Source organism: Stenotrophomonas sp. NPDC047960 (assembly GCF_043204395.1).
Lineage (GTDB): Bacteria > Pseudomonadota > Gammaproteobacteria > Xanthomonadales > Xanthomonadaceae > Stenotrophomonas.
This window is the reverse complement of sequence record NZ_JBIDBX010000003.1, coordinates 36,597-48,595: the sequence shown is the minus strand read 5'-3', so window position 1 is coordinate 48,595 and position 11,999 is coordinate 36,597. Positions and strand designations below refer to the sequence as shown.

Below are 11,999 nucleotides of genomic sequence, written 5' to 3'. Positions count from 1 at the left end.
CGAGGACTGCAGCTCACCAGCATGCGCAACGGTGGCATGGCGTCCAAGCCGCTGGGTGATCTTCCTATGGTCACGCGCACTGCGCCTGTCAGTGCCCCCAGGACTACCACGGCGCCCGCTGAGCTGCAGCGTGACGGGCCCATAAGTTGCAAGGAAGCGCTGGAGCTGTTGATGTCCATGAAGCAGGGCCTCCCCGTAGAAGTATGCGTCGAGCTCAATAAGCTCAATTCGCGCGGTCACGTCTGACGCTGGCCAGCGGGTTGCCGCAACCGGCCTGGGATGATTGATTCTTGAAAGTGAATGCCCCCTGCGTTTACGCAGACTGAGCGGGTCTGGAGGCGTCCCACCGTAATGGGTGCGGCCGCATCGCCCCCTTTCCCGAGGAAGAATCATGAGCATTGCCAAGGTTCTCAACCAGCTGTTCCGGCCGGCGTCGTTCAACGCTGAAAAGACCGTGCGCGCGATCGTTGCCCATCCCGAGGCGGCCGCGGAGGATTTCAATGGGCTGATCACGCACATCAACAACAGGTGCCACCCGTACGGCATCGGCTGCCGGGGCGAGGAGGGCCGATGGGCGCAGGCGAACCTGGACAAGTTCGCCCGCTCCAAGGGCGCCGCCGCGCCGACCGAGGTCCAGGCCAAGCTCCTTCTGAACAGCCTCAAATCCCTGCAGCGCGACCTGGAGAGCCAGCGTCGCCCCGCGCAGTTGGCTGCCGGGGCGCACCCCAGCTGGAACAATGACCGTCTGAATGAATTGAACAAGGCGCTGAAACTGACTCACAGCCTGCAGCACTTCCGGGGCCCCGCCAGGGGCTGAGATTTCTTCAGCGCCCGGTCCAGGCCAGCACCGTGATTTCCTCACGGTCGTGGTAGAGCTGCTTGGCACGCACGGTGAGCGGTCGCCCGGCCTGCGCTTCGAACAGCTCCAGGCACAGCCGGGTTTCGTCCCAGCGCTTCTTCATCGGCAGCTTGAGGTTGAAGATCGCGTGCCGGCACCAGCCCTCGCGGAACCAGGTGGCCATGCGTTCGGCCACACGGCGCGGTTGCTCGACCATGTCGCAGACCATCCAGTCCAGTGGAGCTTCGGGCTGCCAGTGGAAGCCATCGGCGCGCAGGTGTTCGACCAGACCGGTTTCCAGTACGTGCTCACGCAGCGGACCGTTATCCACGCTGATCACATGCATGTGCTGGCGGGTGAGCACCCACGTCCAGCCGCCGGGTGCGGCGCCCAGGTCTGCCGAGCGCATGCCGGGCTTGACCAGCTGCTCGCGTTCTTCCGGGCTCATCAGCGTGAGCAGGGCCTCGTCCAGCTTCAGGGCCGAGCGTGACGGTGCGTCCGGCAGCAGCTTCAGCCGTGGAATGCCCAGCGCCCACGGGGCGCTGTCGCGGGTATCGGCCACGCAGACGAACGCATGGCGACCGTCGACGAACACGATGTGTACGCGCGGCAGGCTGGTGTTGGGCTTGTCGGTGAGCAGGCCGGCCTTGCGCAGCGCCGGACGCAGCGCATTGCCGAAGGCGCGGGCCAGGCCCGCCAGCGGTTTGCCTTCATCCGAATCGGGATGCTCCACCCACATGTCGCCGAAGCGCTGCTGGCCTTCCAACGCGGCCAGGATCGGGGTGATCCGGTCGGTCGGGTCCAGCTCGCGCAGTTCGGCCAGCACCACCAGCTTCTGGCGGGCGAAGATCAGCGAACGCCAGGGCAGCGCCTTGGACAGCGCGGCGCCTTCGTCGGTGGCGAACACTACATAGCCATCGTTGCGCTGGGTGCGGGCATAACCGGCAATGTTGGCGTAGGCGGCACGCTCGGCCAGCTCACCGGCCAGTTCGGGCTCGAAGCCCTGCCGGCACAGGCACAGCAGGCCACTCATCGACGCACGCCCATGGCGTGGCAATCAGTAATGCGCACCGTTGATCTCCCCGTACTGGCGCAGCACGGCGCGCGCTGCATCGCGTTCGATGCCGCGCACGACCTCGATGCCGCGCTTGTTGAGTTCGCCGATCCAGTCGGCCGGCAGCGGACCTTCATCGAACGGGGTCAGTTCTTCCACATCCTGCGCGCTGGCGCCGATCAGCAGCCGGTCGATGCCGGCCCAGATGGTGGCGCCGTAGCACTGGCAGCACGGCTGCGAGGAGGTGGCCAGGGTGATCGGGGACAAAACGTCGTTCAGGCGGGGGCTCTGCAGACGCTGCTGGGCCAGCATGTAGGCCATGTTCTCGGCATGCGCCAGCGAGGTGCTGTGCGGCACCACGCGGTTGACGCCGGCCGCGATGACGCGGTCGTCCGGTCCGAACACCACCGCGCCGAACGGGCCGCCGGTTTCCGCCTCCACGTTCAGCCGCGACAGTTCGATCGCCAGGGCGACCTTGGCGGCATCGCCGGGGTATGCACGGGCCAGGTCGATCTGGTCGTGGATCCAGGCGGGCAGGGTGAGGTGGACTTGCGCGTACAGCATGGGACAGGCCTTTCGAATGCGGTGGGGCTTACGCCGACCAGGTGTCGCGCAGGGTGACGCTGCGGTTGAACACGGGGGCGGCGGCGGTGTGGTCGCGGCGGTCGGCGACGAAATAACCGGTGCGCTCGAACTGGAACGACTGTTCTGGCGCGGCGGTGGCCGCGGCCGGTTCGACGTAGCCGGTGACGGTGCGGCGCGACTCGGGGTTGAGGTAATCGCGGTAGGTCTTGCCTTCGGACTCATCGTCCGGGTTGGGCACCGAGAACAGGCGGTCGTACAGGCGGATTTCGGCCGGCACGGCATGCACGGCGCTGACCCAGTGGATGGTGCCCTTGACCTTGCGGTTGGCGCCTTCCATGCCGGGACGCGATTCGGGATCCAGCCAGCCGCGCAGTTCGGTGATGGTGCCGTCGGCATCCTTGATCACTTCATCGCAGCGGATGATGCCGGCACCGCGCAGGCGCACTTCGCCACCGGGCACCAGGCGCTTCCAGCCCTTGGGCGGCACCTCGGCGAAGTCGTCGCGCTCGATCCACAGTTCGCGGGCGAACGGCACCTCGCGGGTTCCAAAGGCGTCGTCCTTGGGGTGGTTGGAGAAGGTCAGCGTTTCGGCATGGCCCTCGGGCAGGTTGGTCAGCACCAGCTTGACCGGGTCGACCACGGCCATGCGGCGCGCGGCGGCACTGTCGAGGTCTTCGCGCAGTGCGCCTTCGAGCACGCTGAAATCGATCATCGAGTTCTGCTTGCTGATGCCCACGCGTTCGGCGAACAGGCGCATCGCCGCCGGGGTGTAGCCGCGACGACGCAGGCCCTGCAGGGTCGGCATGCGCGGGTCTTCCCAGCCGTCGACCAGCTGTTCGGTGACCAGCGCCATCAGCTTGCGCTTGCTCATCACGGTGTAGTTGATGTTCAAACGCGAGAATTCGATCTGGCGTGGCTTGGCGGCTTCGCGCGGCAGGCCACGCTCGACCAGCGGCGCGGTCAGTGCATCGTCATGGGCGAAGTCGACGTTGTCCACGCACCAGTCGTACAGGGGGCGGTGGTCTTCGAACTCCAGCGTGCACAGCGAGTGCGTGATGCCTTCGATGGAGTCGCCCAGGGCATGGGCGAAGTCGTACATCGGGTAGATCGGCCAGGTATTGCCGGTGTTCTGGTGTTCGACGTGCTTGATGCGGTACAGGGCCGGATCGCGCAGGTTGATGTTGCCGCTGGCCATGTCGATCTTGGCACGCAGGGTGCGCGCGCCGTCCGGGAACTCACCGGCGCGCATGCGGCGGAACAGGTCCAGGTTCTCGTCGACGCTGCGGTCGCGCCAGGGCGAAGGGCGGCCAGGTTCGGTGAGGGTGCCGCGGTAGGCGCGCACTTCCTCGGCCGACAGGTCACAGACATAGGCCTTGCCATCGCGGATCAGCTTTTCGGCGGCCAGGTAGTAGGCGTCGAAGTAATCGGAGGCATGCCGCAGTTCGTTCCAGGTGAAGCCCAGCCAGCGCACGTCATCCTGGATGGCGGCCACGTACTCGGGGTCTTCCTTGGCCGGGTTGGTATCGTCGAAGCGCAGGTTGCAGACGCCGGCGAACTCACCGGCGATGCCGAAGTTCAGGCAGATCGACTTCGCATGGCCGATGTGCAGGTAGCCGTTCGGCTCGGGCGGGAAGCGCGTCTTGATTGCGGCATGCTTGCCGGCGGCCAGGTCCTCGCGGACGATCTGACGGATGAAATCCCGCTTTTCGTGGGTTTCCGGAAGGGCGTCGGTGGGGGCGGCAGTAGGCTCGGACATGATGCGCAGGCAGAAGGCAGAAAGAACGTCAGTCTAACGCGTCCCCCCGGGGCGCGTTAGACGGTAGGTGCCGACCGTTGGTCGGCACTCATCCCCCCGGGGCGCGTTAGACGGTAGGTGCCGACCGTTGGTCGGCACTCATTGGAGCACCAGCGTATGCTGCCCCCAGAATCCACCGGAGCGCGCCCATGCACGTGATCTACCAGGCCGACAACCTGTTCGACGCCCATCTGGTCAAGCACGCGCTGGAGGCAGCGCGGATTCCGGCCTTTGTGTTCGGCGAGTCGCTGTTGGGCGGAATGGGCGAGCTGCCGCTGTTCGGGGTGCTGCGGGTGTGCGTGCCGGACCTGGCCAGGCCCGAGGCCGAGCAGATCGTGGCCGGCCTGGACTTGGGCGGGCCGCAGGACGACCCCATATGGGACGGTGACGAAAGCGCCGGCCCGTTGCCGGCCTAGGAGAGCGCCATGTTGGGAATTGCCAAGGGCCTGTTGGGGATCGGGGCGTTCAAGCAGCGCCTGCCGCGCCCGGATGAAGCGTTGCCCGGCCGCGAACACCCGCTGCCGCTGCACAACCGGCACTACGTGAACAGCCACCCGCTGAAGGACGGCTTTGCCGGACTGGAGCGGATCCGCTTCGCGATGGGCTGCTTCTGGGGCGCCGAGCGCAAGTTCTGGACGCTGCCGGGGGTGTATTCGACCTCGGTGGGCTATGCGGGCGGGGTGACCCCGAACCCGACCTATGAAGAGGTCTGTTCAGGCCTGACCGGGCACACCGAGATCGTGGAGGTGGTGTTCGACCCGTCCATCATCGGCCTGGGCGAGCTGCTGCAGGTGTTCTGGGAGAACCACGACCCGACCCAGGGCATGCGCCAGGGCAACGATACCGGCACCCAGTACCGTTCGGCGGTCCACGCTACGTCCCAGGCCCAGTTCGATGCTGTGCTTGCCAGCCGTGATGCCTATCAGCAGCGGTTGACCGAGGCTGGGTTGGGGGCCATCACTACCGAGATCGAGTTCCCGGCGCCGGCGTATTACTACGCTGAGGATTACCACCAGCAGTATCTGGCCAAGAACCCGAACGGTTATTGCGGGATTGGTGGGACCGGGGTGAGTTGCCCGATCGGGGTTGGGGTTTAACAGCCTGCGATTGCGTTTGATGCTGGGGCTGCCGGGCGTTTGCCCGGCAGCTTCATGCGTTTTGGCGAACAGCCGCTGGGCCCGCGCATGGCCTGAGCTGGGCCGGCGGGTGCGGGTTTGCGGGACACGCCGCAAGTACGTCCGTGTAGGCTCGTTCGCGCCATCCATGGCGCTCTACGGTCCCGCAAACCCGCCCCCGCCGACCCTCGACGGTGCGTAGGTGGCCACGGGAAGATCAAGAACGGCGCCGATCATTTTCATGCGTTGCCGGACGCGGTGGCGTTCCGTGCGTATTGATTCCTTGTGCGAGGCCGTAGAGCCACGCCCTGCGTGGCTGCCTTTTGCATCCGCCCGCGACTCACCATCTGGGGCGGCCGACGGCCGCCCTGCTCGGATCAATCGAAACGCCGGCCGTTCGCGGATATCCAAACAAAAACGGGACAGATGCAATCGCTGCATCCGTCCCGTATTGCGTTCGAGAACGCAGGAACTGCTTACAGCCGTTCGCGAATCGTCTGGCGCAGCGCTTCCAGGTCCTTGGCAAACGCGTCGATGCCGGCGGCCAGCTTCTCGGTGGCCATCGGGTCGGCCGCGAGGTCGGCGGCGAATTTCGCTGCGTCGATCGGGGTGACGTTGACCGCTTCGGCGGCGCCAGCCACCAGCCTGCGTGGCAGCTCGCCGTGGTCGGCGTCCAGCTTTTCCAGCAGGTCCGGCGAGATGGTCAGGCGGTCGCAGCCGGCCAGCGCTTCGATCTGCGCGGTGGAGCGGAACGAGGCGCCCATCACCACGGTCGGCGAACCGCGGCGCTTGAACTCGGCATATACGCCGCGCACGAACACCACGCCCGGGTCGGCGTCGATGTTGGCCGGGGCCTGGCCGTTGGCCACGTACCAGTCCAGGATCCGGCCGACGAACGGGGAGATCAGGAACGCGCCGGCCTCGCTGCAGGCCAGGGCCTGGGTCGGGTTGAAGATCAGTGTCAGGTTGCAGTCGATGCCTTCAGCCTGGAGCTGGCGTGCGGCGTCCACGCCTTCCCAGGTAGCCGCGATCTTGATCAGCACCTTGCTGCGCGGCACGCCGGCCGCTTCGTACATGGCGATGAACTGGCGTGCCTTGGTTACCGTGGCCGCGGTGTCGTGGGCCAGGTCGGCGTCGACTTCAGTGGAAACGCGGCCGGGTACCAGCGTGCTCAGCAGCGTGCCCACTCCGACGGTGAGACGATCGGCCACGGCGTTCACGACGGTTTCGCGATCGCCCGCCTGCGTGCGGCCCCAGGCCAGTTCGCGCTCGATCAGCTCGGCATAGACCGGCAGGTCAAGCGCTTTTTTCACCAGCGTGGGATTGGTCGTGCAGTCGACCGGCTTCAGGCGCTTGATTGCCTCGTAATCGCCGGTATCGGCCACGACCACGGACAGATCGCGCAGCTGCGAGAGTTTGGACGGGGTTGCGGTGCTCATTGCGGCTCCTGGAACGTTACCTGGGCCCTGCGGGGTGCGTGGCAGGGACGATCAAATTCTGGGGGTGTGGACGGCCTTCACCCGCAGGCGCAGTTTGCGGCCGCCAGGTGCATCCCAGTCCATCGACTGGCCAACGGCCAGGCCAAGCAGCGCGGTGCCCACCGGTGCGAGGATGGAGACCTTGCCCTGGTCGACATCGGCTTCGCGCGGGTAGACCAGCGTCAGCTCGTGCCTGTCACCGTGCAGTTCATCTTCGCATTCCACCCGCGAATGCATCATGACCACGCCTTCCGGCATGTGTTCCGGCGCCACCACGGTCGCACGGTTCAATTCCTCGACCAGTGCCAGCGCCGCAGGCGTCCTGGCAACGGCGGGCGAGTCGAGCATGGACTCGAGGCGGTCCATGTCGTGGCTGGACACGGTGATGGAAGGCGGCAGGCCGCTGGCGGTGGACATCTGAAGTTCCTTGGTGATGGAAAAACCCATGCAAAAGGCGGCGCCTGCTGGCGCCGCCCTGTCGTATTGTGCGGCCTATCGGTGGCGGATGCGACCCGGTCCCGGGCCGCCCCGGCATCGCCGGTTCAGCGTGACCGTCGAGCCGGCGCCTGGAGCGCTCGCGGCCGGCCCGGCGCGCCATCGGCGCCGTCCAGGGTGAACAGCGCCTCTGGCAGCCGCTTGAACTGGTCGGCGAGCTGCTCCAGGAAGCCGGTCATGGCAGAGCTGCGCCGCCAGACCATGGCGATGCGCCGACTGGGGCGGTCATCGCCCTCGAAATCGAGCAGGCGGATGTTGTCCGAGCGCGGCACTGGCGGCTTCACTGACAAGGTCGGCAGCAGGGTGATGCCGACGTCGGCCGCGACCATCTGTCGCAGCGTCTCCAGGCTGGTGGCGCGGAATTCGGACTTCTCGTTGGCGCCGAACAGACGGCATACCGCCAGCGCCTGGTCGCGCAGGCAGTGCCCGTCTTCCAGCAGCAGCAGCTTCTGCGACGAGAGTTCCTGGACATCAAGGTGAAGGCGTCGCGCCAGCGGATGTTGGCCGGAGACGGCCAGCAGGAACGGTTCCTCGAACAGAAACTCGGCGTGCAGCTGGTCGTCGTCCAGTGGCAGCGCCAGCAGGGCCGCATCCAGCCGGCCGTCGCGCAGTCGGTTCAGCAGCTCATCGCTTTTTTCTTCGACCAGCAGAAGCTCAAGTTGGGGAAAGCGTCCGCGGATGTTCGGGATGACGTGCGGCAGCAGGTACGGACCCAGCGTGGGAAAAATGCCCAGCCGGACCGTGCCCGCTTCGGGGTCGCGGCTGCGCCGCGCCGCCTCCTTGAGTTGTTCGATTTCGCCCATGATGGTGCGTGCGCGGGCGGCCGCTTCCAGGCCGGCCGGAGTCAGCATCACCTTGCGCGGGGAGCGTTCCACCAGCGGCAGGCCCAGCTCATCCTCGAGCTTGCGGATCTGGGTCGAGAGCGTGGGCTGGCTGACGAAGCAGGACGCCGCCGCTCGACCAAAGTGGCGATGGTCAGCCAACGCCACCAGATATTTCAGATCACGTAGGTTCATTTCCTTGTACCTCTAGACGGTAATGGACCGGGCGATGGCGTGGTTTTCCCAGCAGGCAAAAAAAGGTTCCCCGCAAGCGGGGAACCGGACGTTTCAGGCAGCTTCGGCGACGGCGCCGCTGCTCTTTGGAACGGTGGTTCGGATCAGGTGGTCAAAAGCGCTCAGCGCGGCCGTCGAGCCGGCGCCCATCGCGATGATGATCTGCTTGTAAGGTACGGTTGTGCAATCTCCTGCGGCAAACACGCCCGGAACACTGGTCTGGCCGCGGTCGTCAATGACCACTTCGCCGCGCGGAGACAGTGCCACGGTGTCCTTGAGCCACTCGGTATTGGGCAACAGCCCGATCTGCACGAAGATGCCTTCCAGCTCGACCCGGTGGGCATCGCCACCGACGCGGTCCCTGTAGACCAGACCGTTCACCTTCTGGCCATCGCCCAGTACTTCCTGGGTGAGCGCGCTGGTGATGATGGTGACATTGCCCAGGCTTCGCAGCTTCTTCTGCAGGACTTCATCGGCGCGGAGTTTGTCATCGAACTCGAGAAGGGTCACATGCGTCACGATGCCGGCCAGATCGATCGCCGCCTCGACGCCGGAATTGCCGCCGCCGATCACCGCCACGCGCTTGCCCTTGAACAACGGACCGTCGCAGTGCGGACAGTAGGCCACGCCCTTGTTGCGGTACTGGTCCTCGCCGGGCACGTTCATCTGCCGCCAGCGTGCGCCAGTGGACAGGATCACCGAACGCGACTTCAGTGACGCACCGTTTTCGAGTTTGATCTCGACCAGGCCGTCCTCGCCGGCCGGCACCAGGCCGCTGGCGCGCTGCAGGTTCATGATATCCACGTCGTATTCGCGCACATGCTGTTCCAGCGCGGTGGCCAGCTTCGGGCCTTCGGTTTCCTTGACCGAGATGAAGTTCTCGATCGCCATGGTGTCCAGCACCTGGCCACCGAAACGTTCAGCAGCAACGCCGGTGCGGATGCCCTTGCGCGCGGCATAGATCGCTGCAGCGGCGCCGGCCGGGCCACCGCCGAGCACCAGCACGTCGTACGGCGCCTTCGCCGCAATCTTTGCCGCATCGCGCTTGGCCGAGCCGGTATCGAGCTTGGCCACGATCTGCTCCAGACTCATTCGGCCCTGGTCGAACACTTCGCCGTTGAGGTACACGGTGGGCACGGACATGATCTGGCGCGCTTCGACCTCGGCCGGGAACAGGCCGCCGTCAATCGCCACGTGCTGGATGCGCGGGTTCAACACCGCCGCCAGGTTCAGCGCCTGGACCACGTCCGGGCAGTTCTGGCAGGACAGCGAGAAGTAGGTTTCAAAGCGGTACTCGCCTTCCAGGCCCTGCACCTGTTCGATCACTTCGGCGGTCGCCTTGGACGGATGCCCACCCACCTGCAGCAGCGCCAGCACCAGCGAGGTGAACTCATGGCCCATCGGCAGGCCGGCGAAGGCCAGGTGGATGTCCTGGCCCGGCGTGGTCAGGGCGAAGGAAGGGGTGCGCTCGGCGCCGTCCCGGCGCACGTCCAGGGTGATCTGGCTGGACAGGCTGACCAGGGTTTCGAGCAGCTCCAGCATCTCCTGCGACTTGGCGCTGTCATCGGCATGCGCGGTGATCTGGATCGGCCGGGTGACGCGTTCCAGGTAGGTCTTCAGCTGGGACTGGAGGTTGGCATCCAACATCGAAAAACTCCTTGATTCAGGCAAAGGAACTACGTCGACGTACCGCTACGGTACATCTGGGCGGCGTAGGGGTGAACCGAAGCGGGCGCGCGGCACCGGCTTGGATTCACCCCCACTCCCGTCGAAACGGGAATGGGAGTGGAGCGTTACCTGTTGCGGGCCGGACTCAGATCTTGCCGACCAGGTCCAGCGACGGGGTCAGGGTCTTCTCGCCTTCCTTCCACTTGGCCGGGCACACCTGGTTCGGGTTGGCGGCGGTGAACTGGGCAGCCTTCAGCTTGCGCAGGGTCTCGGAGACGTCACGGGCGATCTCGTTGGAGTGGATCTCGAGGGTCTTGATCACGCCTTCCGGGTTGATGATGAAGGTGCCGCGCAGGGCCAGGCCTTCTTCGGCAATGTGCACGCCGAACGCGTTGGTCAGCTGGTGGGTCGGGTCGCCGACCAGCGGGAACTGGGCCTTGCCGACGGCCGGCGAGGTTTCGTGCCAGACCTTGTGCGAGAAGTGGGTGTCGGTCGTGACGATGTACACCTCGGCACCGGCCTTCTGGAATTCGGCGTAATGATCGGCGGCGTCTTCAATCTCGGTCGGGCAGTTGAAGGTGAAGGCGGCCGGCATGAAGATCAGGACCGACCACTGGCCCTTCAGGGTGCTGTCGGACACCTTGATGAACTCGCCATTCTGGTAGGCGTTGGCTTCGAACGGCTTGATCTGGGTGTTGATGAGCGACATCGATATTCCTCGTGGTGAAGGGGATGGGTGAAGCAGCCAACACAGAGTACCGGCTGGGTTTCGATAAGGACAATGCATTGATTTCATCTAATCGATAGATGCAGTCTATCGAAGAGCCCTGATTGGGGAGTGAACGATGGCCGTCACCAACGCGTAAGTCATTGTGTAGAAAGAATTTGGCTTCATTCGGCTGCCGACAGGTTGATAGCCGCAGGTTATGCGACTTCCCCGCTGGCTGAACGGCAGGTCAGTCCGGCGCGCGTCCTGCGACACGCCGTCTCAACGCCTGCAGGGTGCCGCCATTGGCCTACACTGCGCCCCCATCGCCATTCCCCCAGGCCCCCATGACCGCCGCTCCGCAGGAGATCCGCCAGCTGCTTGCCGCCGCCGCCCGCGCGCTGCCCGGAGTGGAAGGTCGGCACGAGGCCGAACTGTTGCTGCTGCATGTACTGGGGCGCGAGCGGGGCTGGCTGTTCGCGCACGCCACCGACATGCTCGAGCCGGCCACGGCGGAGGCGTTCGCGACCCTGCTGCAGCGGCGCATTGCCGGTGAGCCGGTGGCCTATCTGCTGGGGCGCCGTGGCTTCTGGACCCTGGACCTGACGGTCAGCCCGGCCACGTTGATTCCGCGGCCGGAAACCGAACGGCTGGTCGAACTGGCCCTGGAGCGCCTGCCGGAAGGCGTGCCGCTGCGGGTGGCCGACCTGGGTACCGGCAGTGGCGCCATCGCGCTGGCGTTGGCCAGCGAACGCCCGCTGGCGCAGATCGTGGCCACGGACATGAGCAGCGATGCGATCACGGTTGCTGCCGGCAACGCCCGCCGGCACGGGCTGGCCAACATCGCGTTCCGGCAGGGGTCCTGGCATGCGCCACTGGCCCGCGAGCGCTTCGACCTGATTGCCAGCAATCCGCCGTACATCGCCAGTGACGACCCCCACCTCGCGCAGGGCGACCTGCGCTTCGAGCCTGCTGCTGCGCTGGCCTCCGGTCACGATGGGCTGGACGACATCCGCCTGATCATTGCCGGCGCGCCCGCGCACCTGCAGCCAGGCGGCTGGCTGTTGATGGAGCACGGTTGGGACCAGGGCGCGCCGATCCGCACGCTGCTGGAGGGCGCCGGATTCGTCGACGTGGACACCGCGCTGGATCTTGAGCAGCGCGATCGGGTAAGCCTGGGACGGTGGCCGGCTGCCCAGCGGTAGAATGG

At 66.0% G+C, this 11,999-nt stretch carries 12 protein-coding genes; 4 read left to right on the top strand and 8 right to left on the bottom strand.

From position 1 onward, the window contains the following. Nucleotides 1–391 precede the first annotated feature (391 nt). Entirely contained in the window at nucleotides 392–817 is a 426-nt protein-coding gene (locus ACGFZ3_RS08235) for a hypothetical protein (RefSeq protein ID WP_282248248.1), read from the top strand. Nucleotides 818–824: 7 nt separating this feature from the next. Here the strand turns inward: ACGFZ3_RS08235 and rlmM are convergent, their stop codons facing one another. From rlmM to ACGFZ3_RS08220, 3 genes are read right to left on the bottom strand one after another with little or no spacing between them, the layout of a single operon-like run. Beyond that, a complete protein-coding gene (gene rlmM, locus ACGFZ3_RS08230; protein ID WP_392919023.1) occupies nucleotides 825–1,871 on the bottom strand; it encodes a 23S rRNA (cytidine(2498)-2'-O)-methyltransferase RlmM in 1,047 nt (348 codons plus the stop codon). A 24-nt stretch (nucleotides 1,872–1,895) separates the two neighbouring features. Then, nucleotides 1,896–2,456, bottom strand: coding sequence for a nucleoside deaminase (locus ACGFZ3_RS08225; RefSeq protein WP_282248246.1), 561 nt, complete (start codon nucleotides 2,454–2,456; stop codon nucleotides 1,896–1,898). 28 nt (nucleotides 2,457–2,484) lie between these two features. After that, nucleotides 2,485–4,233: a glutamine--tRNA ligase/YqeY domain fusion protein gene (locus tag ACGFZ3_RS08220; RefSeq protein WP_392919020.1), complete on the bottom strand. Its 1,749-nt coding sequence runs from the start codon at nucleotides 4,231–4,233 to the stop codon at nucleotides 2,485–2,487. 188 nt (nucleotides 4,234–4,421) lie between these two features. Here ACGFZ3_RS08220 and ACGFZ3_RS08215 point away from each other — a divergent pair, with 188 nt between their 5' ends. Both ACGFZ3_RS08215 and msrA read left to right on the top strand, forming a co-directional pair. Continuing rightward, entirely contained in the window at nucleotides 4,422–4,688 is a 267-nt protein-coding gene (locus ACGFZ3_RS08215; RefSeq protein WP_392919018.1) for a DUF2007 domain-containing protein, read from the top strand. A 30-nt stretch (nucleotides 4,689–4,718) separates the two neighbouring features. Continuing rightward, a complete protein-coding gene (gene msrA, locus ACGFZ3_RS08210; protein WP_392919924.1) occupies nucleotides 4,719–5,369 on the top strand; it encodes a peptide-methionine (S)-S-oxide reductase MsrA in 651 nt (216 codons plus the stop codon). 494 nt (nucleotides 5,370–5,863) lie between these two features. On the opposite strand, the gene ACGFZ3_RS08205 is transcribed toward msrA, so the two are convergent. From ACGFZ3_RS08205 to ahpC, 5 genes are all read right to left on the bottom strand, one after another. Beyond that, on the bottom strand, nucleotides 5,864–6,826 hold the full coding sequence (locus tag ACGFZ3_RS08205) for a transaldolase (RefSeq protein WP_392919015.1): 963 nt from the start codon (nucleotides 6,824–6,826) through the stop codon (nucleotides 5,864–5,866). A gap of 51 nt (nucleotides 6,827–6,877) precedes the next feature. Next, nucleotides 6,878–7,282, bottom strand: coding sequence for a nucleoside diphosphate kinase regulator (gene rnk, locus ACGFZ3_RS08200; protein ID WP_392919012.1), 405 nt, complete (start codon nucleotides 7,280–7,282; stop codon nucleotides 6,878–6,880). 125 nt (nucleotides 7,283–7,407) lie between these two features. Next, entirely contained in the window at nucleotides 7,408–8,376 is a 969-nt protein-coding gene (oxyR, locus tag ACGFZ3_RS08195) for a DNA-binding transcriptional regulator OxyR (RefSeq protein ID WP_392919009.1), read from the bottom strand. Nucleotides 8,377–8,469: 93 nt separating this feature from the next. Beyond that, on the bottom strand, nucleotides 8,470–10,062 hold the full coding sequence (ahpF, locus tag ACGFZ3_RS08190) for an alkyl hydroperoxide reductase subunit F (protein ID WP_392919006.1): 1,593 nt from the start codon (nucleotides 10,060–10,062) through the stop codon (nucleotides 8,470–8,472). Nucleotides 10,063–10,228: 166 nt separating this feature from the next. Next, a complete protein-coding gene (gene ahpC, locus ACGFZ3_RS08185; protein WP_068849365.1) occupies nucleotides 10,229–10,792 on the bottom strand; it encodes an alkyl hydroperoxide reductase subunit C in 564 nt (187 codons plus the stop codon). A 344-nt stretch (nucleotides 10,793–11,136) separates the two neighbouring features. Here ahpC and prmC point away from each other — a divergent pair, with 344 nt between their 5' ends. Next, nucleotides 11,137–11,994, top strand: coding sequence for a peptide chain release factor N(5)-glutamine methyltransferase (gene prmC / locus ACGFZ3_RS08180; protein WP_392919003.1), 858 nt, complete (start codon nucleotides 11,137–11,139; stop codon nucleotides 11,992–11,994). Nucleotides 11,995–11,999: the final 5 nt, after the last annotated feature.